The sequence below is a fragment of the Bradyrhizobium sp. YR681 genome, from assembly GCF_000282615.1.
In the GTDB taxonomy this organism is placed as follows: domain Bacteria; phylum Pseudomonadota; class Alphaproteobacteria; order Rhizobiales; family Xanthobacteraceae; genus Bradyrhizobium.
Map to the genome: position 1 here is coordinate 1 of NZ_AKIY01000192.1, position 22,612 is coordinate 22,612.

Genomic DNA, 22,612 nt, shown 5'->3' on the forward strand with positions numbered 1-22,612 from the left:
ATCCAGTACGCCGCGGCCTCTCGAAGAATCTCAGGCGTCTCTGGAATACTGGGTCGCCCGGTCAAGCCGGGCGACGACAGCGGAGAGTTACGAAGCATGACCCAGACCGCAGAAGTTGCTCGAACAGCTCCCACCGTTGTCGCGCCGCCGCCCCTGCTCACCGTGCGCAACATCGAGGTCGTCTATGACGACGTCATCCTCGTGCTGCGCGGCCTGAGCCTCGACGTGCCCAAGGGCGCGATCGTGGCGCTGCTGGGGGCCAACGGCGCCGGCAAGTCGACGACGCTGAAGGCAATCTCGGGGCTGCTCAAGACCGAGGACGGCGAGGTCACGCGCGGCGAAATCCTGTTCGAAGGCGAGCGGATTAACGGCATCGACCCCGACAAGATCGTCCGCCGCGGCATCTTCCAGGTGATGGAGGGCCGCCGCATCGTCGCAGACATGACGTCGCTGGAGAACCTCAAGCTCGGCGCCTTCACCCGCAGGGACCGCGAGGTCGATGCCGATCTCGACATGGTCTTCAACTATTTTCCGCGCCTGAAGGAGCGCACCGGCCTGGCCGGCTACCTCTCCGGCGGCGAGCAGCAGATGCTCGCGATCGGCCGCGCGCTGATGGCGCGCCCGAAGATGATCCTGATGGACGAACCGTCGATGGGCCTGTCGCCATTGCTGGTGAAAGAGGTGTTTTCCATCATCCAGAAGATCAACCGCGACCTCGGCGTCACCATCCTCTTGGTGGAGCAGAACGCGCGCGCCGCACTGTCGGTGGCAAGCCACGGCTACATCATGGAGCAGGGCAAGGTCGTGCTCGACGGCACCGCGGACGAGCTGCGCGACAACGAGGACGTTAAGGAGTTCTACCTCGGCGGCGCCGGCGACCAGCGCAAGAGCTTCAAGAACCTCAAGAGCTTCAAGCGGCGCAAGCGCTGGCTCTAACCCAACACCTGCTCCGCTTCGGTGACTGCGCAGAGAACATGATAGAACGACGACGCAGGAATGGTGTCGACCAGCGATTTGCCGTCGCGATCGAACTGGTCGTACCAGCCGCCCTTCACGGGATGGCTGAGATAATGCCGTTCGAGCCGCACCAGCGCTGCGCGCGCCTCATCTGCCGCGCCGACCTCGCCGGATTCGGCTTGCGCGATCCACGCCTTCGCGATCTCCGTCTGCGGCCACAGCCGGCGCGTGCCGCGACGGATGTTTCCGATGTCATCGCCTTCGTCGATCAGGCAGCCCGTCGCCTCGTCGCGATAGCGCAGCGCGGTCGCGAGCAGTTCGGCGCGCCGCTGTCCCGTCGGACATCCCGTGATGCGCTCAAATCCCTTCAGCAGCCAGACCCATTCCGCCTGGTGGCCGGGCTCGACGCTGACCGGCTCGATCCTCGACCAGTCCTCCTCGAAATATTCGCCGAGCGCGCGCTTCTGCTTGTCGTAGAGATTGGCGAGAAACAGCGCGAAGAACTCGCCGGCGCGGTTCTGGAACGACAGATCGTGGGTCGCATCGAAACACGCGATCATCGCCTCGAACAGATGCATGTGCGGATTCTGCCGGCGCGGCAGCGACACCGGCAGGCCTTCATGCACACCGCCATGCGGCGAGCGCAGATGGCCGTCGAGGAAGCCGAGCAGCGCGTCGATCTCGGCGCGGACCTGCGCGTCCTTGTCGAGCGCGTACACGGTCGCCAGCGCAAACAGGATGAAGGCGTGGTCATAGGCATCGCGCCTCGCGTCCAGCACCGCGCCGTCAGGCGTCAGCCGGTGCACATAGCCGGGCTTGCCGTCCGGCGACTTCGCCTTTGCCAGGAAGTGCTCCAGCCCCTTCAGCGCGATGCCGCGCCCTTCCGGATACCAGCCCATCTGCGCCGCCTTGGCGTAGCACCAGATCTGGCGGGCCTGCACGAACACGCGCCGCGGCGCGGCCGTATCTGCCGTGCCGTCGGGATGCAGCCGGTCGATGAAGCCGCCCGCGTCATGGTCCCAGCCGACGGTCGACCACAGCGGCAGCGCCTGCTCGATCATGCGGCGCTTCAGGCGCGCGACCACGTCGCCCGCCCCCTCAGCCTCCTTGACCCCTTCGTCCATCACTCCGCGCTCTCCAGGCCGCCGCAATTGCCGTCTGATACCCATGCAAGCGGCGGCGTGCAACGGATGCCAACCCGGAAAGATCAGCCATGACCGCCCATTACGACGCCCTCGAGACGCGCGAGGCAGACGCGCGCGAGGCCGATCTGTTCTCCCGCCTGCCCGACGTGCTACGGAGCGCGATGAACGCGCCGGCCTATGCCGAGCGGCTGACGGGGCTCGATCCTGCCTCGGTGACCTCCCGGGCCGCGCTGGCGGGCCTGCCGGTGCTGCGCAAATCAGAACTGCCCGCCCTGCACAAGGCCTCAGCGCCCTTCGGCGGCTTCGTGGCAGCGGCCCCAGGCTCATTCGCCCGCCTGTTCACCTCCCCGGGGCCAATCTTCGAGCCGGAGGGCCGGCAGGGCGATCCGTGGCGTGGCGCGCGGGCGCTGTTCGCGGCCGGGTTCCGGCCCGACGACATCGTGCTCAACACCTTCAGCTACCACCTCACCCCCGGCGGATTCATCTTCGATGCCTCGGCACGCGCGCTCGGCTGCGCCGTGATCCCGGCCGGCCCCGGCAATGCCGAACAGCAATTCGAGTTGATCGAGGCCTATCGTCCCGTCGGCTACAGCGGCACGCCGGATTTCCTGAAGATCCTGCTCGACACCGCCGCGAGCGCCGGCCGCGACGTCTCCTCGATCAAGCGCGCGCTGGTCTCGGGCGCCGCCTTCCCGCCCTCGCTCCAGGCCGACATCAAGGCCCGCGGCATCGATGCCTACCAGGCTTTCGGCACCGCCGATCTCGGCCTCATCGCCTTCGAGACCGAGGCACGCGAGGGCATGGTCGTGAACGAGGATCTGATCATGGAGATCGTCAGGCCCGGCACCGGCGATCCCGTGCCGCCCGGCGACGTCGGCGAGATCGTCGTCACCTCGCTCGACCCGCATCATCCCTGGATCCGCCTCGCGCTCGGCGACCTCACCGCAGCGCTGCCGGGCTCGAGCAAATGCGGCCGTACCAACATGCGCATCAAGGGCTGGATGGGCCGCGCCGACCAGACCACCAAGGTCAAGGGCATGTTCGTCCGCCCCGAGCAGATCGCCGAGATCGGCCGGCGCCATCCCGCGCTCGGCCGCCTGCGCCTCGTCGTCTCACGTCAGGGCGAAACTGACGCGATGACGCTGAGGGCGGAAACAGCGTCGACGAGCGATGCCCTGCGCGAGGAGATCACTGGCACCTTGCGGGCGGTGACGAAGCTCGGGGGCAGCGTCGAGTTGGTCGGCTCGGGCGCCCTTCCGAATGACGGCAAGGTGATCGCGGACGAACGCTAGCGAAGCTTCAGCGCATCCTCGCGCGCAACCGTCCAGACCTCGATCGGAATGCGCGGGTTTGGCGGCGTGACGTTCGGACGATAGATCTCCTCGATTGCTCTGGCCGACGCGATGTCCATGGCGCGCATGGCAAGACCAGCCTGGGCGGACCAGGCGAGCCAGATGCAGAACAGCACAACCGTCGGCCCCCGGGCAAGCCGTTCGGATATCTCGTTTGCGGTCATGGCCAGCAGGAAGCCATAGGCAAGACCCGGAAGCGCCAGATGTCTGTCGCGCGCATAAGCGTAGGACAGAACGGCCCCTCCGACCGTCACAGCGACGAGCACGAGGAAGACCACCCCGTGCCTGCGGTAGGCTGCGGCTGCGCCAACAAGGATGACCACGGTTGACGCGGCCTCGATGATGACTTCGCGGTTGATGCCGCCAACGATCTGCCCCCATGCCGTCGCCCTGACCAGAATGGCAGAAAGCTGGGCAACGACGTTGTACGCATAGAGCTGGTAGATCGCACGCCCGGGAAACATCTCGTGCTTCTCTGCGGCGGTTATGAATCCAAAGAAATAGCCGACGTCCTCGTCGGCAGAGGACAGCCCCATCGCAGCGCCGAGCACAAACGCGCGTATCGCGAAGTATGAGGCGACGACGGACGCAAAGGCCAGAGCGGATGCCACGGGAGCCGTTCGAACGAAATAGATGAGAAAAACGGCGAGCACCATTCCGTTTTCCTTCGACAGCAGGGCAATCGCGAAGACCGCCGTGCAGATCGCCAGCTTCCGGCCTTCCGGCAGATCCGACGTGATCACGACGAGACCGGCAGCAAAGCAGATCAGGATGATCACGTGCGGCAACTCGCTGAGCCACGCCAGCGAGCCGGAAATGAATGGCGAGCCGATCAGGAAGACCGCGAGCAGGAAGATCATGTCCTGACGGAGCCTGAGTTGCCGTATCAGCTGCAACGAGAGCCCAAGCAGCAAAACGATGGCCGCGAACTGCACGTAACGGTACGGACGGGGATCCCAGCCGAAGGCCGCGTAGAGCGTCTTGAGAACGGCCTCCGCCACCGGTCGATAGAAGCTGCTTGTCACCGACCATGCCGGCGAGAGCAGCAGGCTCGAGAAGGAGTCGCGGCCAAGCTTGTTCAGCCAGATCAGATCGTCGACCGTCTCGAACGGCTGGCGGAGCATCACGACGAAAAAGGCCGCCAGGAGCAGCGCGCTCCCGGCACCCATCAGGAGCCGAAGCCAACCAGCCTGCGTCAGGCTCTTGCGGCTTGCCAATTCATAGCTGAGTGCCATTGCGCCCCCCGGATGCGCGTAGCGCGGCTATTTCGTTCCGATCGCCGCCCACGACATCTGATTGACCCATTCCAGCCGCACGTTCTTCAGCCCGGCCTCTTCCATCAGGCTCTGCACCGTCTCGCGACGCCAGTAATGCGCGATGCGCGGCAGCATCTGGTCGAACACGATCGAGCGGATGTGCCGAAACGAGAACGTCCGCAACAGGTCGAAATAGGCAAGACGTCCGACGCCGAGGCGCAGCAGCAGCCAGAGCACGGCGGTCGGGTAGAGCGAGAGGTGATGCACGAGGCCGATCGGCAGGCGCGAGAACAGCGCCTTGCGCAGCGGATCGGCGAAGCGGACGATCCACTCGTTGTTCTCGTAGCCGTAGACCCAGATCACGACGCGTCCGCCGGGCTTCGCCGCCTTCACCATTTGCTTGAGCGCTAGGTCGGGGCTCTCGAGATGATGAATGACGCCGATCGAGAATGCGATGTCGAAGCGGTCCTCGAATCCGATGTCGAACGCACTTCTCTTCAGCACGGTCGCATTGGGATAGGGCGCAAGATTGTGGCGCGCGACCGCGAGCGAGCCGTCATCGATGTCGATCGCGGTGGCTTCGCGCGCGCCGTATTTCAGCGGCCACAGCGAGTTGCGCCCGGTGCCGCAGCCAACATCGAGCGTGCTTGCCCCCTGCCAGTCGTCCGGCCCGAGGAACGGCGTCCACTTGCGGAACTGCGTCTCGTAGTCGGCGCGGATCTCGTTGTAGTGGCTCCATTCGTAGCCGAAGCGCTCGGACGAGCCGGTCGGCTTGCTCACGCCGGTGCTGTTCTCGCTCATCAGAATCTTCCGGTTGGAGCGACGTGGGCCTTCAGCCGCGCCAGACCATCCCGGATCGCGGGCGGCAACGCCCGGACCACCCGCTTGCGCAGACGGAACCAGGGCGGCGACACATCGGCAATGGCAACACCGTCAGGCACGCGCGTGGCGCGGATCGCCGGATCAAGCGCGGCCTGATGCTCGCGGCGGACATAGAGCACGATGTTGTAGCGATACCAGAACGAGATGCGGGGATCGCTCACCACCTGCGGCCGGACGAAATCATAGGCGTCTAACCCGTGCCGCGCCAGACGCTGCCGCCAGAAATCGAGCGGCTGTTCGTTGACGTGATATTCGCCGCCCTGCCCCGGCACCGCAGCGGAGAACAGCAGATATTTGTCCGCATGCCTCACCAGGTTCTGCACGAACTGGTCGGCGAACCGCGCCTCGATATGTTCGGCGACCTCTAGCGACTGCACCAGGTCGAAGCTGCGGGACAGATCGAGCGGCCGCGACAGATCGGCCGGCGTGAACAATTCGCGCGGAATCTCGAGATCGGCCTGATTGACGTAGTCGCCGTCCACGCCCCTGATGTCGGTGACGCCCGCGGCGCGCCAGACGCTGAGCCAGCCGCCGCCGGCGCAGCCGATGTCCGCCACGCTCGCAACCGGCAGGGCGCGCAGCAGCAGCGGAATAATTTCAGAGGCGGCGTAATGCGACGACACGGACGCATAGTCCATGAACTTCTCGTCGTACTGGCGCTGGGTAGCCTTCTCCGTCATGCGCCGACCACCTTCAGATAGGCCACGTCGTGCATCGGCCCGTTCAACACCCGCGTCCGCGCCACGCCGGCCGCGCGCGACACGGTGGCGACGAGATCCTCGAGCTTGCGCGGAAACCGGCCGCGATCCATGCGGAAGAACATGTCCTTGGCGCGGTCGCGCGGATTGACCGGCAGGATCGCATCGATGATGTGGAACGCGCCGCCTGGCCTGACCACGCGCAGCGCCTCCAGCGCCATCGCCTGGAGCTGCTCGCCATCGAGATGGTGAGTGGTCGCGACCGAGATGACCTGGTCGAACGAAGCGTCGGGGAAGGACAGTTTCGTCGCGTCCATCGCGATGAACTCGCCGCCGGAGCGAATTCGCTTTGCGGACGCGACGTAGTCCGGATTGATGTCGATGCCGACATAATGTCCGGGAATGAGTTTTCGCGTCGCGCCGGTGCCACAGCCGAGATCGAGCACCTTCGTCTCGGCACCGAGCGGCACTTCCTCCACGAGCAATTGCGTATACCGGCGCACGGTCGGCTGGCCGATGAACTGGTTGAGGTCGTAGACGGCGGGCAACTCCAGAACCCGCTCCAGCGCTTTCCGCAACATCCGGTCCTATCCCGTGGCTACAGGGCGGCGAAAGGCCTGAAGGCCGAGCCAGACCCATAGGGCGATGGCATGGTTCGAACGCCTGTTGCGGTGTTGTTGCCACAAATCGGCGACCTCGGCGAGGTCAATGCCGGCGATTTTCTCCAGCGGAATGCGCTGCGGAATTTCCCGCAGCCAGGCCGCGAGCGGGATGCCGAAGCCCTTCTTGGGCCGGGACACCAGATCGGCAGGCACCTTCCGTGCCAGCACCTTCTTCAACAGGTATTTTCCGACGCCGTTGCGATATTTGAACGCGGTCGGCAGCCGCGCGCTGAAATCGACGAGGTCGTTGTCGAGGAAGATCGCGCGGGTCTCGAGCGAATTCATCATCGCGGCCCGGTCGACCTTGGTCAGAATGCCGTCCTGGAGATAGAACCGGGTGTAGAACTCCAATGTCTTCTCGACGAGACCGAGGCCGGGAGATGCGTTCCACAGCGCTAGCGCCTCCTCATAGAGCTCCTCGGTGTGAACCTCTTCGCCGAACAGCCGTGCGATCTCGGGCGGCGCGAGCGGACCGAGCCAGGTCGGGTTCCACAATTCGGGCCCGTAGGACAGTCCGGTCAGTGTCCGCTTGAGCTTGAAGTCCAGGCTCATGTTCCGCGTCGACACCGGCAGCCGCCCGGCCACGCCGCGGATGATGTTGTGCAGCACGCTAGGAACGCTGCTGTTGTAGATCGACGCCGGACGCAGCGCGTGGAAAGGGTCGTACCCCGCAAACAGCTCGTCGGCGCCGTCGCCGGAGAGCGCCACGGTCACCTTTCGCCGCGCGAATTCGCACAGCAGGTAAGTCGGCAGCAGCGACGAATCGCCGAGCGGCTCGCCGATCTTATCCAGCAGGGCCGGAATGATGTCGCGCGCCTGTGTCAGATCGAGCTTCTGCTCGTGGTGCACGGATTCGAAGATTTGTGCCACACGGCTCGCATGTGCGGACTCGTCGAATGAACGCTCGTTGAAGCCGATCGTGAATGTCTCGAGCCGGCAGCGACCGACGATCTCGGTCGCTGCAGCCAGCACCGCACTGGAATCGATGCCGCCGCTCAGAAAGACACCGAGCGGCACGTCGCTGATCAGGCGACGACGCACCGCCTGCGTCACGAGATGGTCGAGCTCGTCGACGAGGTCGTCTTCCTTGCGCGACGACATCGCCTCGTCGGGCGCGAGCGAAAATTGCCAGTATCGCTGCGTGGTGATGTTGCCCGAGCGCAGGTCGAAGCACAGCCAGGAGCCGCCGGGCAATTTCGTCGCGTGGCGATAAGGCGTCCGCGGCGCCGGAAAGAAACCGTAGGCGAACAGCTTTTGCAGGGAGCGGACGTCGAGCGCGGCGTCGAAGCCGGGATGACTTGCCAGCGAGCGCAGCTCGCTCGAGAACGCGAAGAAGTCCGGCCCCTTCGCGTAGAACAGCGGCTTCTCGCCGAACCGGTCGCGCGCCAGGAACAGCTGCGCCTTTTCACTGTCCCAGATCGCGAAGGCGAACATGCCGTTGAGCCGCCGGGGCAAATCGTGCCCCCATTCCTCGTAGCCGTGCACGAGGACCTCGGTGTCGGAATGATCGGAGGCAAAGCGATGGCCGCAGCGGATCAGCTCGGCGCGAAGCTCGACATGATTGTAGATCTCGCCGTTGAAGATGACCGCAACCGTCGTGGTCTCGTTCCACATCGGCTGCGCGCCGCCGCCAATGTCGAGAATGGCGAGCCGCCGATGCCCGAGGAAGACACGATGGTTCTCGTCGGTGTGGTAGCCGAACCCGTCCGGTCCGCGATGCGCAAGCGCATCCGTCATCGCCCGGATATCGCCGACGTCTCCCGCACCGTGAAATCCGGCTATGCCGCACATCTCGTCAAATATCCCGTTGACCGGTGCTCGTGGCCGCCTCGCCCTGGAAATTGATCAGCTCACGCACGAGATAGGCGCGGGCTCCCTGCGATTCGTAATAGGTCCGCACCAGCATCTCGGCGACGAGGCCGAGCAGGATGCTGATGATGCCGACCAGGAACAGCAGCGCCGCCAGCAGCGGCAGCGGCGTCTGGATCAGCGAGATATGGGCGACGAAGCGCAGCAGAATCGCGAGCGCGATGGTCGCGAAGGACGCGATGATCGAGATCAGCCCGAAGCCGCCGAACAGATAGATCGGCTTGGCGAAATAGCGCCGCAGGAACATTACCACGAGAAGATCGAGCACGACCTTGAAGATGCGCTCCAGGCCGTAGTTCGACGCGCCGAACTGGCGCGCGTGATGGGCGACGGGAAGCTCGGTGATGCGTGCGCCCTGCCATTCCGCATAGATCGGAATGAAGCGGTGCATCTCGCCGTAGAGACGGACCCCGCTCACCATGCTGCGGCGGTAGACCTTCAGCGTGCAGCCGTAATCATGCAGCTTCACGCCGGAGACCCGCGAGATGAAGCGGTTGGCGACCCGGCTGATCCAGTTGCGCTTGAGTTCGGAATCCTTGCGCTCCTTGCGCCAGCCGGAGACGACGTCGAAGCCCTCGTCGAGCTTTGCCAACAGACGCGGAATGTCGGCGGGATCGTTCTGGAGGTCGGCGTCGATCATCACCACGATGTCGTTCGAGGCATGGTCGATGCCCGCCATCAGCGCGGCGGTCTGGCCGTAATTCCTGCGGAAGTCGACGACCTTGATCTCGGGATGCGCCTGCGACAGCGAACGCAGCAGCGCCAGCGAACCATCATGGCTGCCGTCATTGACCAGCACGATCTCGAAGCGGTTGGGCAATCCCCGCAGAACAGCCATCAGCTTCTCCACCAGGATGGGGAGCGACTGTTCTTCGTTGTAGACGGGCACGATGACGGAAAGGCCCGGCGGAATTTGATCAGTCATGGCCTGGCGCGCCCATGCGATTTCCGACGCCACGGCAAGCCGCACACAAGCGGTTCAGCGGCAGGCACGAAGCCGGCGGCCGCGACCTCAATTCCTGGAGAAATACGCGTCAAAGCCTTTGCCTCCAAGATACGCGTCCCTGAGCATCAGATAGTACCACGGAGTTTCCGTAACGGAGAACGAGGCTTCGCTCTGCACGTAATGCTGCTGGCGCACTTGCACGTCGTAGGCCCGGGCCTCGGCGACGAGGGCGGTCTCCGGGATCCATGGCCGCAGCCACAAGATGCCCGCAAGAACCAGCATGAGGCATGACACCCCCACCATGGCGTCGCGGGTCGCGGTCACGCGCTTCTTGAGCACCCAGGGCCATGCCGCATAGATCAGACCGGTGAACACCGGCAGCTGGAACAGACCGACGTAGCGCGGATAGAGTTCCGACCAGAGATAGCCGACGCGATAGACCTGGTCGTGCCGCGAAAGGACATAGCAGAGGACCACGACGGCAACCCATCCGAGCAGGATCACGACCGTATCCGAAACCGTAAGCGACAGGTGCTCGAACCAGCGGACCCGCAGGCGGTCGACCATCGACCACACCGACACCGCCGCTTGCCGAACACGTGGGATTGCGAAGGCCAGGGCGGCGATCCCTATCAGCGCGGCGACGATGATGGCGGCCGTCACCCAGGAATATCCCATGATCGAGAACATGCGCTCACGCAACGCCGTCAAGGCCACGGTGGCAAGGATCGGAACGAAATAGGCCGGACGAAGCAGCACCTTCGGCTGACGGACGAGGTCGCACGCAATCATGACGCCGAGCAGGATCGGCGCCTCGCTCTGGTGAACGAAGCTGACGGCAATGGGCGCCCAATAGGCCAGCCCGCCGCGCCCCGACCACCTCAGCGCAAACGCGGCGAAGGTGATCATGGCGCAGAGACAGCGGGGAAAGATGGAGAACGGCGAGAACGCACCGGTCGGGTTGATCCACGTGTGGAGACCGAGCCAGAACGTCCGGTGCAGGCTGACGATCGGCGCGGGCGGCACCGGCGTCTGCTGGTACAGCGACCAGGATATGTTCGGCGTCGGCACGACCCAGTAGAACAGCGCGGCCAGCGCGACGGCGCCGAAGAGCGGCAGGACCAAAGGGACTCTGGCTGTCGAGAACACGATCACGAAGCATACGAAGGCGAGAAGCGCGCCTGACAGCATGACGCCCCATCGCATGGCATGAAACAGAAACTCGGGGAAATCCCTTGCGGGATCGGTCAGGCCGAGCGAGCTTTGCACCTTTCCCGCAACATACATCGAGAGCGACGTGAACAGGTAGTTGTTGCAATAGGCGGAGCGCATCTTCGCGCGATAGACATAGTGTTCGTGGGTTGACGCCGCGACGAGATAATCGGTCAGCCTATCCTGCGGATCGTGCGACGCCTGCCCTGCATATTCGACGCCGCAGAGATACACATAAAGGATATCCTTATCGAACCGGAGGCCGGCATCGCTGACCCGCCCGAAAATCCCGGTCCAGACCACCAGGGACAACAACAATGCGATCAGGGAAGCGAGTGTGAATCGCCGCGTCGAAGCCACTGCATCTTCCGTCATTGTCCGCGCCGATAGCCCTCTCGCCCAAGTTGCGGCCGGACATTATCGACGCTCCCCTGGACATTCAACAGACATTCTCTGACACAAAACCCGCCCAGGAACCTGCCCCGAACACGCGTCGGTCGATGCGGCGCATCGTCACGCGGATCGCGATTGATCACGGCACCGGGCGACCTCGTCCGGCCAGATGCGGGGGCGCGCTGGACGCGATTCGTGAGGAGGTCTGGTCCTCCTCTTCTCCTCATCTGTCGCACCACGGAAGACCCGACGCAGTACCCGAGATCGTCGGCACCCAAGCGCAGATGTGCCAGAGGCCAGGCACGATCGTGACGTCGGCTCATCGCACCGCCACGGCCATCGATGCCGAGCGCACCCTGCCCCGTGGTCCTCTGCCCGTGGTCCTCGGTGCGCAAACGCGCTAGCTTGTTCCCGGCAGGTCGCGATGCTATGCCCCGCGCAACCCGATGGGCAGATCAGAATGGAACTCACGACAAGGCTCGGCTATCGCGCCGAAATCGACGGTCTGCGTGCGATCGCGGTTCTCTCCGTCCTGGCCTTCCATTACGGCGCGCCACTCCCAGGTGGTTTTACCGGCGTCGACGTCTTCTTCGTCATCAGCGGTTTTCTGATCACGCAGATCCTGGCTGCAGAAATCACCGCCGGCACTTTCTCCGTAATCGGCTTCTACGACCGGCGGATGCGGCGCATCCTGCCGGCGCTCCTGACCATGCTGGCGCTGGTGCTGCTCGCCGGCCGCTTCCTGCTGATGCCGGGCGATTACGCGACGCTGGCAACGAGCACCGCCGGCGCGGCGTTTGGTGTGTCCAACTTCTACTTCCTCAACCACACCGGCTACTTCGACCGCGCCGCGGATTTCCAGCCTCTGCTGCACACCTGGTCGCTTGCCGTGGAGGAGCAATTCTACGTGGTGTGGCCCCTGTTGCTGCTGGGCCTGACCAGGATTGGCTCGAGATTTGCGCTCGCCACAATACTTGCCGTCGTCGTCGCGATCGGCTGTGCCGCCAGCATCGCCTATTTCAGCGTCGAGCCGAAAACCGCATTCTACATGGCACTTCCGAGGGCCTGGGAGCTTGGGCTCGGCGCGCTCCTGGCGTTTCTGCCTGCGCTTCCGCGCCGGATTGGTGAGCTGGCCACCGTGGCCGGCCTCGTGCTCGTCGCGACCGGTTTCCATGTCATCTCGCCGGAGCATTTTCCCGGCGCGCCCGCGCTGCTGCCCTGTCTCGGCGCCGCCCTGGTGATCTGGCCCTGCGCGCGGCCGACGCTGTCGGGGCGCCTGCTGGGGCTGCTCGCACCGATTGGCCTGATCTCGTACAGCCTGTATCTCTGGCACTGGCCGATTTGGGTGCTGTTCCGCGCCTATATCGGCAACCGTATGCCGGATCACACCCAGGCAATTGTCATCGCGGCCGCTTCGATCGTCATATCGACGGCCTCTTACCGCTACGTCGAGCAGCCCTTCCGCAAGCGACGCTGGAGCGCGCCCCGGACCGTCGCGACCGGCTTCGCGGGCATCATGACGCTGTTCTGTGCGGCCATGTATGTCGAGAGCACGGACGGATTACCGCAGCGGATTCCGTCCGCCGGCCTTGCCATGCGCAGCCTCGCGGTGATGTGGGACTGGCCCTGCAAGGAAGTGGCAATCGACGCCATCCCCGGCGGCTATTGCGTGTTCGGCGCGCCCTGGAAGACGGCGAAGCACAAGACACTGATCTGGGGCGACAGTCACGCACAGCATTTTGCGCCCGTCGTCGACGCCATCAACACCGACAGCGAGCGGTCATTCCTGGTCTATGCCGGCTGCTCGGCGGCGCTCGGCAACGGCCACGACATCTTCCCCGTCGGCGCCCCGCAATATCCGGATTACTGCCGGCGTCTTCATGCCAATGCAATGAAGCTGCTCCGGGACGACGCTGCGATCGATCAGGTGATCCTTACCTCCAACTGGATCGAGTTGCCGGCCCGGATCGACGGCAAGGACGACCCCGCGGCCGGCGTAGAGGCGATGCGCGGCGCACTGACAAAGATCGTCAACGAAGCGGCGGTGCCGGAGCGACGCTTCGTCCTGGTCGGCACCGTGCCCGAGCTTCCTCTCAGCGTCGTCGAATGCGCTCATCAGATCCACTCGACGCTGTTGCGGGCGCCCTGCTCGGCGACGATCCAGCCAGCCGACGAGCGGCTCATCCGACAGAAGACGGACGCCATCGACGCCATGTTTGTCGAGATCGCCGGCAAGGTCCCGAGCGTCTCGGCCGTAATTCCGGCGGAGCGACTGTGCCGCAACGACACCTGCGACATCACCATGGACGGAGAGTTTCTGTGGCGGGACAAGGGCCACATCCGCCGCAATCTGAGCCTGCAAACGCGCCGCGACTTTGCCGAGAGAATCGGATTGACCGCAGCGCTGGCCGACGGCCGCCGTGATGCAGCCGCCCAGCCCGGAGCCGCCGGCACCCAGACCAGGTGACGTCGCTATGAGTGCGCAGCTGTGACGAGGCCCGACGAGAACCGCCTGAACGCGATCGGCTTGCGGTGATTGACCACGCGGTCCCATTCGCAGGCGAGCGTGAACGGCCCTTCCCCCCTGGCATCGAAGTCGATCCGCGCTGCACCATGCGCATTGAGCTTGACGGCGTGCGCGAAGGAGTTCGACGGTCCGGTCAGCATCAGGTTCGCGTTGGCGGTGACCTGGCTGGAGTTCATGATGAAATAGCTGATGCCGGTCAGATTCCGGTCGCCTTCGACCAGCGCCGAGCTGCGCACGAATTTGGATTTGAGCGGCGGAAACTGGTCCATGTATTTGTGCGAATGCGTAATCTGCGGCGCACCGCGTTCGCTGCGCGGCATGAAGATCGTCATGAATTGCGGCGAGGTCATCCCGAGAAATTCGATTCCCGAGGGCGAGCTGTAATGGCACGAGACCGAAAACATGCCGTGCTCGTCCGGCTCGCGGCCGAGCAACTCGGAGATCGGCTTCTGAAGCGTCTCGAAATGCTTCACCCGGTGCTTGCGAAATGCAACGAGACCGCCATTCCGGTCGAACGCCTTGATGCCGTAGATGATGTCGATGTTGGTGTCGGGCGCCAGAAAGCTCAGATGATGCGGAATGCTGATGACGGTGTCGAAATCGCCATCATGCCGGTAGAGCTGCACCATGTTCTGACGGATCGGCGATCCGAATACACCCGGATGCTTCTTCTTCAGCTTCATGTGCGCCGCATCGACCATGCGCCCGGCGCGCGCCAGAGCCCTCGGAATCAAGCTGGTCATATCTTCAGATCTCCAAAGGCGGCCTTCTGATAGTGCGACCTCAGAACGGGGTTGAACGGCGCCTCGGTGAAATAGATCGGCGGCAGCGAATGCTCGATACCGAGAGCACCACTGGAGAGATTGCGAAACACGGTAAAGACCGCAAACTGGCTCGCACCGCCGCGAATGCGCAGCGACAATCCCTGCTCCGGCACCACGCCGTTCCGACGCGCAAGCTCGCCGATCGGAAGCAGGTAGGTCGTATTAAGACTGGCCTCGATCTCGGTCACGGCCATCACCTCCGCGGCGAGATTTCTGATCTCGACCTGAAGCTTGTTCGGCCGCACCGGCACGTCACTCTCGCAGGCGAGATTGACGAGGACGACATAGGTTTCGCAATTCGGCATCAGAACGTTGTAGTGGGCCTGATGCAGGATCGGCGAAAACTTGAAACCGGGATCGCGGAGCGGCACCATTCCTGTCAGAACGGCAATCTGCTGATCGTCGCTGCGAAAGGCGATTTCGCCTTCTAAATCGGAAAGCCCCTCGCCGATCAGTTCGACCGTATTGATCTCGTCGGCAGTGGCGACAAGTTCCGGCGCCCATTGCGACCGCCACATCCTCACGGCGCGATCCGGCTTGGACTCCGCAACCGCGGCGAGCTTGCCACCCTGGAAGGTCCTGATCCTGATCAGGTCGAGCGGAACGTTTATCACGAAGCCCGCTTCTTGTCCGAGCGCGGCAAGTGACGGGATCAGCAGTCTTCGTTGCGCCACGCGGAGGTCCCTAAGTTGATCAAGAAACAGCAGAAAACTAGCCCGCAACCATTCCGCGTACAACCCCCAATTCGTCGCCTCACTGGGGACTGCGGATGGCGCCGGCGAAGGCTCCTAGCTCGATTTCGAGAGCCGATAGTTGCCCAGATACAACACGTCCAGACCCGAGCAGAAATAGGTGTGCAGCGCTTCCAGCGGCGCGTTGACGGTCGGCTGCTCGTTGATGTTGAGGCTGGTATTGATCAGGACCGGCAACGAGGTCGCTTTCGCGAACTCGCCGATCAGGCGGCTGTAGAGCGGGTTGCTGTCCGCATGGACGCTCTGGATGCGCGCGGTGTTGTCGACATGGACCACCGCCGGCATGGTCTCGGCGACCTTCTGGTTGACCGGGAACGTCACCACCATGAAGGGCGCGTCGAACGTCTCCTCGAAATATTCGGCCTGGCGCTCATACAGCACCGACGGGCAGAACGGACGGAACTCCTCGCGATATTTGATCGTGAGGTTGATGCGGTCCTTCATGCCGGCGTGGCGCGGATCGGCCAGGATGGAACGGTTGCCGAGCGCGCGCGGGCCGTACTCCATCCGGCCCTGGAACCAGCCCACGGTCTTCTGGTCCGTCAAATCGCCGACGCAGCGCGACACGGGATCGTCGAGCAGCTCGAACTTCGCGCCGATCTTGTCCAGCGTCTCCCGGATCGTGTCGTTGGAATATTCCGGCCCCCAATAGGCGTGGGTCAGCGGCCCGATCGTGTGGCCGGCCTCGGCGCATTTCATCATCGCAGCGCCCAGTGCGACGCCCGCATCGTGCGGCACCGGCGGAACGTAGAGGCGCTTCACGGACGGCTCGGCCGCGATCTCCATGTTCATCTTGCAGTTCAGCCCGACGCCGCCGGCGATACAGACGTCGCCGCAGCCGGTCTCGGCAATCGCGGAACGGATCACCTCGGTGGCGACGATCTCGAGCTGCTTCTGGCCGCTCGCGGCGATATTGGTCAGCCGCTGGTCGAGCGGCGCGCCACGCAGGCGCCGCGGACCAAGAATCTCCTCCATCTTCTCGGTGAAGATGCGCTCCTGCCGCGTCGAGAAGTCGCTGGTGAAAATCTCGGCGTCGCGCCGGCGCTTGTCGAGCTCGGGATCGAGCTCGTAGTCGATGCCGTTCGGACGCAGCAGCTTTGCGAACTTGTCGAGATAGTCGGGGCTGCCATAGGACGACAGGCCCATGACCTTGTACTCGTCATTGGTCATCTGATAGCCGAGATACTGCGTCAGCATCCCGTAATAGAGACCGAGACTGTTGTGGCGGGCGAACCGCGTCAGCACGCGAAAATCGTTTCCGCGCGCATGGGCAACGAGGCCGGAGCTGGAATCGCCCGAGAAATCGAAGCAGGCGACCGTCGCCTCGGAAAAGCCGGAGCCGTAGAACGAGCTCGCGGCGTGGCAGAGGTGATGGTCGTAAAGCTCGATCTTCGGGCTGTGTCCGAACTGATACCTGAAGTACTCGGTGAGACGCTGGGTGTAGTTGGTATAGGTCTTCAGCGGCGAGCAGATCCAGTCGACGTCGCGCATGGTGATGCCGGCCTGCTTCAGGCAGAAGCCGATTGCCCCGCGCGGCAGCTCGCCACGCGCATGCTTGGCGAGCGTGAAGCGTTCCTCCTCGGCGGCCGCGATCAACTCGCCGTCACGCAGCAGCACCGCCGCGCCATCATGGTGGCCGTGCTTGATGCCCGAGCTGATACCGATCACATACATGCGTTCATACCTCTGGGACGCGTTCTATAGGAACCGCCCTCACTTGTGAAATGGCGCAGCGTTTGCGCTGCAATCGATCCTGCGCGCCTCGGTCGGCGTCGCGAGGACGAACACCGTGCGCAATCCCCATCGGGTTGCGTGGGTACAGAGCTCCTCGTCCGTGCTGGGCTGGGATACGGAGTCGGCCCCGTAGGCGAGAAAACCGTAATTGGGTTCGTTGCGGCACGCGGGTTCCTGGGGACTGAGCCCCCTGATCATCGGCGCGCCGAGCACCGCGGGAATGAACAGCGAGGCAGTGCGGCAATCCTGCAGATACGACCAGAACAGCTTGTTCTCCGGCGGCACGAACACCGCGCTGCGCGGGGTTTCGGCAAGTCCCGCGTCCAGCAGCGTCTTGACCGATTGAGCGCGCGGCACGCGCGCCACGTCGGCCGCGAGCGCACCGCGCGTGCTGCCGGCCGGAACCAGAAGCGCGACGAGGCGGCGCCACGTCGCTCCTCCCACATCGGTGGCATTGCCGAGATAGCCACTGGCGCGCTGCGCGATCTCCGCCAATGCCTCGCCGACGACGACGGGACTCCTGATCTTCTGCGGCGTGTCGATCGTCACGAGCACGAGGGCGGCAACGAGGAGCTCCGGCCGGAACAGGTTGGGCACCTTGCGCTCGAGCCAGGGGCCGGCATAGGCGACAAGAAAGACGACCACGGCGAACGTCCCCACATGGATGAAGTAGTAGGCCGACGCGCCCGGTATGACCAGCAGCAGACTGGGAACGCAGGCCGCGATCGCCATGATTCCAAAGGCCTCGGCACAGCGCCGATCGGACCGCGCCCCCGCGATCCACACCGCGAGGGCGGCGCAGAGCAGCACGACATTTGCCACGAGAGATGGCCAGGCCGCCTCGGGATACTCCCAGAGGAAGTTGAGCGGATCGATCATTGCCAGGCTTCCACCCATCATCCTGAAGATGATCCAGGCGCCCAAAGCGGCCAGAACGACGGATGCCGTCCCCAGCATCAGCAACGCCTTCGGACTGAGTGCAAATTGCCGAAGCAGCATGTATCCGGCTGCAGGCAGAAAGACCACGCCGACGGATACCTTCGACATCTCCATCAGGAGCCCGATCACGGCAACGCACGCGGCCTGAATGCAGAGCCGGCGGCGCCTCGCGGTTCTCGAGATTTCCCCGAGCAGCGGCAGACCCAGCAGGAAGATGATCGCGGCAAGGAAATAGGATTCCGAAATCAAGTAGGACGATATGTTCCACATCTCCGTGCAGAACAGCAGGAAGAGCGGAGCGAGCACGAGCAGTTCGCTGGAGCGGAGCCGCGTCTCGCGCGGGCGGAGCAGATGGGTGGCGAGGAACAGGCTGAAGAACAACATGGGGACCGCAGCAACCTGCGCTCCGATGAAATAAGCCTGGTAGGTGCCGCTGCCGAACCACTGCCCGAGACAACCAAGCCAGATATGCGAGAGGAAGTGATAGGTGACCGGCACGAACCCATCCATGCCCATGCTGACCGCGCCGTGCTTGACGATCATGTTGGCGATCGCGGCATGGAACAGCGTGTCCAGGTTCTGGACGCCGACGGCGGCCTGCTCGGGCGAGAGCACCGTGGCGAGGCCACGTGCATTGATCACCAGGAAATAACCGAGACTTGCAAGCACGCCGAGACCGACCGCCGGCAGCCTGGAGCGCCAAGGCGAGGCGCGTGCGCCGAGGACGGTCTGCCGGATGCCTGCAAACGCAAGAGCGAGCAGAATCGGATCGATGAGCAGGTCGGCGGCCCACCCGAGCGGCACGACCAGGCATGGCAGAAACAGCGTGGCCAGCGCGGCCATGGGGACCACGGCATAGGACCGGCCATGCCGCTCCACCAAGGATAGCGTCAGGATCACCGCGGAAACCATCGCGGCCAGCAGCAGGAAGGCCTTGGCGAAGGCGAGCCAGTGCGGGCCGCCCAAAGGTCCGCGCACGACCGTACAGGTCACGGCCGACACCGCCGACATCGTCAGGGCGAAGATCGTGACGAACTGGACCGGGCCCACGCCGGAATCCGCCCGCGGGGCCTGACGTGCCGCCGCGAAGGGAAACCGGGGCTTGAGGAGATTTTCTGCTGCCTGCACGCGCGCCCGTCCCAAGGGTGAGCCAATTGAGGGTTCCGCAACCCGGCGCTCCGGGACGAGTTGGTCCCGCGTCGCTCCATGACGGTCCCGCGGCGGCCTGCCGCTAGCACACAAGGCCGCCCTCCGCCACTGCCGGAAACCTTGCATGATGCTGCCCTGTGCCGTATCTAGCAACTCCCGGACGGGGTCGGTCGAGCAGCTCGTCACGGGGGATAAGGGCTGGAAATACCTCCGGTTTTTCGGCCCGCCAACGGGGCAGACGCGGCATCGGCAGACAGCCCGTGTGAGCATTCGCCGAGATCACCAATCTGCTCTCCCCGGCGATCCAGCCTGGCATGGATGAACGTTGATTCAATGAACGCGTCGCCCGGCAAGCAGAGCATTGCGGCACTGGTTCCCTTGCGCGGGGGCTCAAAGTCCATTCCGGGCAAGAACATCAAGCCGTTTTGCGGTGCGCCGCTGTGCGCCTGGACGCTGAGAGCCCTGCTCGGCTGCGACTTTATCTCGCGGGTGTTCGTGTCGACCGACAGCGAGGAGATCGCGGCGGTGGTGAGATCCGTCGATGCCCGGATCATCGTCCATCCCCGTCCCGCGCATCTGGCGACGGACAGCGCGACCACAGAGGAGGCGATCTACGACCTGATCGCCTCCCGCGACATCTCGGAAAAATATCTGGTGACCGCGCAGGTCACGAGCCCGCAGACGACCAGCCGCGACGTTACGGAGGCCATCTCCCGGCTGCTCGCCAGCGGCGCCGATTCGCTTCTCACCTGCGTCCGGACCCGGCGGTTCTTCTGGAATGACGACGGCACGCCGATCAACTACGATCCGGCGAGGCGCCCGCTGCGCCAGCAATGGAACGGCACGCTGATGGAGAACGGCGCATTCTACATTTCGACCGTGGATCGTCTGCGCGCCGGCAGCGCGCGCCTGCACGGCAAGATCGCCGTCCACGAAATGGATGAGAGCGCGAGCATCGAGCTCGACGAGCTCTCCGATTGGGAGACGCTCGAAGCCGCGTTCCGCAGGAACATCGCAAGATGATCATCGACAGAGACCTTCAGAGCTATCTGGTCCACGAGGACGCCTCGATCCAGGAGGCGGCGAGCAAGGTCGCGGCGAACCGGCGCGAGATCGTGTTCTGCGTCGACGGCAGCGGCCGGCTGCTCGGCAGCCTCTCGAACGGCGACATCATCCGCTGGATCGGCGCAGGCGCCGCCTCCGGCGTGCAGGCCGCGGTCGGCGACCTCTGCAACCGCCGCGTCCGCAGCGCGGTTGCCGGCGACCGTGAGACTGCCAATCGGCTCTTGCGCGATGTCCTCTACGTGCCTCTGGTCGACGCCGAGCGCCACGTCGTCGGCGTCGCCCGCCAGCGTCATCCCGGCGAAGGCATCCGGATCGGCGGCCGCACCATTGCGGAGGAGAACCCGACCTTCCTGATCGCGGAGATCGGCAACAACCACAATGGCAGCCTGGAGGCCGCCTTCGCCCTGATCAAGGCGGCGGCGGAAGCCGGCGCGGATGCCGCGAAATTCCAGATGCGCGACATGGCCGGCCTCTACGGCAAGCGCACCAAGGGCCAGAGCGAGGATCTCGGCACCGAATATGTGCTCGACCTGCTCGACCGCTTCCAGCTCAGCGACGAGGAGCTGTATCGCTGCTTCGACTATTCGGCTTCGCTCGGCATGGAGCCGCTCTGCACCGCCTTCGACGTCAACAGTGCGGACAAATGCCGCGCCTATGGATTGAAGGCGATCAAGACCGCGTCCGCCGACCTCACCAATCACGAGCTGCTGCGCCACATCGTCGACCAGCGGATCCCGATCATCTGCTCGACCGGCATGTCGACCGAGGACGAGATCCGCGAGACCGTGAAGCTGCTCCAGACGTCGGGCGCGGAGTACGTCATGCTCCACTGCAACTCGACCTATCCGGCGCCGTTCCGCGACATCAACCTGAAATACATGCTGCGCCTCCAGGAGCTGTGCGAGAGCGTGGTCGGCTATTCCGGGCACGAGCGCGACGTCTTCGTGTCGGTCGCAGCAGTCGCGATGGGCGGGCGCCTGATCGAGAAGCATTTCACGCTGGCGCGCGACCAGGAAGGCAACGACCACAAGGTCAGCCTGCTGCCGCATGAATTCAAGCGCATGGTCGAAGGCGTGCGCCAGGTCGAGGATTCGCTCGGCACCGCGCTGCCGCGCATTCTCAGCCAGGGTGAGAAGGCCAACCGCATCAGCCTCGGCAAATCGATCTTCGCGGTCGAGAACATCGAGGCCGGCGCGACGATCACGCGCGAGATGATCGAGATCCGCAGCCCGGGCCAGGGCCTGTCACCGAACCGCATCGACGAGGTGATCGGACTGAAGTCGCCGCGCGCGATCCCGGCGCAGACGCCGCTCTATCCATCCGATATCTCGGAACTCGGCGAGCTCTCCGCCGGCGGGCAGATCAACTTCAGGCGGCCCTGGGGCGTTCCGGTGCGCCATCGCGACGCCGACAAGCTGATCGCGGCGATCAGCCCCGATTTCGTCGAGTTTCACCTGAGCTATCGCGACCTCGGCATCAACGATTCCGACTTTCTTGCCGACAGCTATGAGTGCGGCCTGATCGTGCACGCGCCGGAGCTGTTCGAGGGCGACCACGTGCTCGACCTGACGATACCGGACGATGAGTATCGCACACGATCGATCGCGGAGATGAAGCGCGTCATCGCCAAGACCAAGGCGCTGGCGCAGCGCTTCCGCAACGACGGCCCGGTCGGCATCATCTGCAATGTCGGCGGCTTCTCGTCCACGCGCTTCCTGACCGCCGAGGAACGAGGGGTTCGCGAGGCGCATTTGCGTGCCAGCGTCCGCGAGCTCGCCGATCCCGCGGTCGAGCTTTGGCCGCAGACCATGCCGCCCTATCCCTGGCATTTCGGCGGCCAACGCTATCACAATCTGTTCGTCTCCAGCGACGACATCGCGCGCAGCTGCCGCGAGCTCGGGCTGCGCATCTGCTTCGACACCTCGCATTCCCAGCTCGCATGCACCGAGAACCGCTGGTCGTTCGACGAGTTCATGGAAGAGATCGGCACTTTCGTCGCCCATGTCCACATGGCCGACGCCCGCGGCGTCGACGGCGAGGGCCTCCAGATCGGCGAAGGCGAGATCGATTTCGGCAACGTGTTCCGGGTGCTGAACCGGCAGGCGCCGCAGGCCTCGTTCATCCCGGAAATCTGGCAGGGACACGAGAACGACGGCGAAGGGTTTCGCGTCGCGCTGCAGCGCCTGTCGAGCTTCGAGGACCGGTGAATCCGATGCCGCGCCCGCCCCTTCGCTGGTTGTCGGCAGACTT

Annotated in this window: 17 protein-coding genes; 5 read left to right on the top strand and 12 right to left on the bottom strand. The window is 64.4% G+C overall.

Annotation, left to right across the window (positions count from 1 at the left end; genetic code table 11):
* Positions 1-96 precede the first annotated feature (96 nt).
* Entirely contained in the window at positions 97-936 is an 840-nt protein-coding gene (locus PMI42_RS16845; protein ID WP_008136181.1) for an ABC transporter ATP-binding protein, read from the top strand.
* Here the strand turns inward: PMI42_RS16845 and PMI42_RS16850 are convergent.
* Entirely contained in the window at positions 933-2,081 is a 1,149-nt protein-coding gene (locus tag PMI42_RS16850) for an AGE family epimerase/isomerase (protein WP_008136182.1), read from the bottom strand. The two genes, PMI42_RS16845 and PMI42_RS16850, sit on opposite strands and share 4 nt — an antisense overlap.
* An 89-nt stretch (positions 2,082-2,170) precedes the next feature.
* Between PMI42_RS16850 and PMI42_RS16855 the strand changes: the two genes are divergently transcribed.
* Positions 2,171-3,394 (top strand): phenylacetate--CoA ligase family protein, encoded by a 1,224-nt coding sequence (locus tag PMI42_RS16855; protein WP_008136183.1) that lies wholly within the window; start codon positions 2,171-2,173, stop codon positions 3,392-3,394.
* Here the strand turns inward: PMI42_RS16855 and PMI42_RS16860 are convergent.
* From PMI42_RS16860 to PMI42_RS16890, 7 genes are read right to left on the bottom strand one after another with little or no spacing between them, the layout of a single operon-like run.
* A complete protein-coding gene (locus PMI42_RS16860) occupies positions 3,391-4,689 on the bottom strand; it encodes a V-type ATP synthase subunit I domain-containing protein (protein ID WP_008136184.1) in 1,299 nt (432 codons plus the stop codon). The two genes, PMI42_RS16855 and PMI42_RS16860, sit on opposite strands and share 4 nt — an antisense overlap.
* Before the next feature lie 27 nt (positions 4,690-4,716).
* On the bottom strand, positions 4,717-5,511 hold the full coding sequence (locus PMI42_RS16865) for a class I SAM-dependent methyltransferase (RefSeq protein ID WP_008136185.1): 795 nt from the start codon (positions 5,509-5,511) through the stop codon (positions 4,717-4,719).
* On the bottom strand, positions 5,511-6,272 hold the full coding sequence (locus tag PMI42_RS16870) for a methyltransferase domain-containing protein (protein WP_008136187.1): 762 nt from the start codon (positions 6,270-6,272) through the stop codon (positions 5,511-5,513). The genes PMI42_RS16865 and PMI42_RS16870 overlap by 1 nt, the downstream gene beginning before the upstream one ends.
* Positions 6,269-6,871 carry a class I SAM-dependent methyltransferase gene (locus PMI42_RS16875; protein WP_008136189.1) on the bottom strand — a complete coding sequence of 201 codons (603 nt, stop codon included), beginning with the start codon at positions 6,869-6,871 and terminating at the stop codon, positions 6,269-6,271. Before PMI42_RS16875 ends, PMI42_RS16870 begins: the two co-directional genes overlap by 4 nt.
* A 6-nt stretch (positions 6,872-6,877) precedes the next feature.
* Positions 6,878-8,743 (bottom strand): asparagine synthase (glutamine-hydrolyzing), encoded by a 1,866-nt coding sequence (asnB, locus tag PMI42_RS16880; RefSeq protein WP_008136190.1) that lies wholly within the window; start codon positions 8,741-8,743, stop codon positions 6,878-6,880.
* A gap of 4 nt (positions 8,744-8,747) precedes the next feature.
* Positions 8,748-9,791 carry a glycosyltransferase family 2 protein gene (locus PMI42_RS16885; RefSeq protein WP_502692656.1) on the bottom strand — a complete coding sequence of 348 codons (1,044 nt, stop codon included), beginning with the start codon at positions 9,789-9,791 and terminating at the stop codon, positions 8,748-8,750.
* 42 nt (positions 9,792-9,833) lie between these two features.
* Entirely contained in the window at positions 9,834-11,354 is a 1,521-nt protein-coding gene (locus PMI42_RS16890) for a hypothetical protein (RefSeq protein WP_008136194.1), read from the bottom strand.
* Between the two features lie 478 nt (positions 11,355-11,832).
* Here PMI42_RS16890 and PMI42_RS16895 point away from each other — a divergent pair, with 478 nt between their 5' ends.
* The gene (locus PMI42_RS16895) at positions 11,833-13,839 is read left to right on the top strand and encodes an acyltransferase family protein (RefSeq protein WP_050994383.1); all 2,007 of its coding nucleotides are present in this window, start codon (positions 11,833-11,835) and stop codon (positions 13,837-13,839) included.
* 5 nt (positions 13,840-13,844) lie between these two features.
* Here PMI42_RS16895 and PMI42_RS16900 read toward each other — a convergent pair whose 3' ends face one another.
* Genes PMI42_RS16900 through PMI42_RS16915 form a run of 4 tightly spaced genes read right to left on the bottom strand, consistent with a single transcriptional unit; the run spans position 13,845 to position 19,423 of the window.
* Positions 13,845-14,642, bottom strand: coding sequence for a hypothetical protein (locus PMI42_RS16900; protein WP_008136197.1), 798 nt, complete (start codon positions 14,640-14,642; stop codon positions 13,845-13,847).
* Positions 14,639-15,460, bottom strand: a complete 822-nt coding sequence (locus PMI42_RS16905; protein WP_157195768.1) for a hypothetical protein — start codon at positions 15,458-15,460, stop codon at positions 14,639-14,641. The genes PMI42_RS16900 and PMI42_RS16905 overlap by 4 nt, the downstream gene beginning before the upstream one ends.
* 51 nt (positions 15,461-15,511) lie before the next feature.
* On the bottom strand, positions 15,512-17,149 hold the full coding sequence (locus PMI42_RS16910; RefSeq protein ID WP_008136200.1) for a carbamoyltransferase family protein: 1,638 nt from the start codon (positions 17,147-17,149) through the stop codon (positions 15,512-15,514).
* 39 nt (positions 17,150-17,188) lie between these two features.
* Positions 17,189-19,423 carry an acyltransferase family protein gene (locus PMI42_RS16915; RefSeq protein WP_157195769.1) on the bottom strand — a complete coding sequence of 745 codons (2,235 nt, stop codon included), beginning with the start codon at positions 19,421-19,423 and terminating at the stop codon, positions 17,189-17,191.
* A gap of 207 nt (positions 19,424-19,630) precedes the next feature.
* Here PMI42_RS16915 and PMI42_RS16920 point away from each other — a divergent pair, with 207 nt between their 5' ends.
* Together PMI42_RS16920 and PMI42_RS16925 are read left to right on the top strand one after the other, a co-directional pair.
* The gene (locus PMI42_RS16920) at positions 19,631-20,320 is read left to right on the top strand and encodes an acylneuraminate cytidylyltransferase family protein (RefSeq protein WP_008136204.1); all 690 of its coding nucleotides are present in this window, start codon (positions 19,631-19,633) and stop codon (positions 20,318-20,320) included.
* A complete protein-coding gene (locus PMI42_RS16925; RefSeq protein WP_008136205.1) occupies positions 20,317-22,569 on the top strand; it encodes an N-acetylneuraminate synthase family protein in 2,253 nt (750 codons plus the stop codon). Before PMI42_RS16920 ends, PMI42_RS16925 begins: the two co-directional genes overlap by 4 nt.
* Positions 22,570-22,612 lie beyond the last annotated feature (43 nt).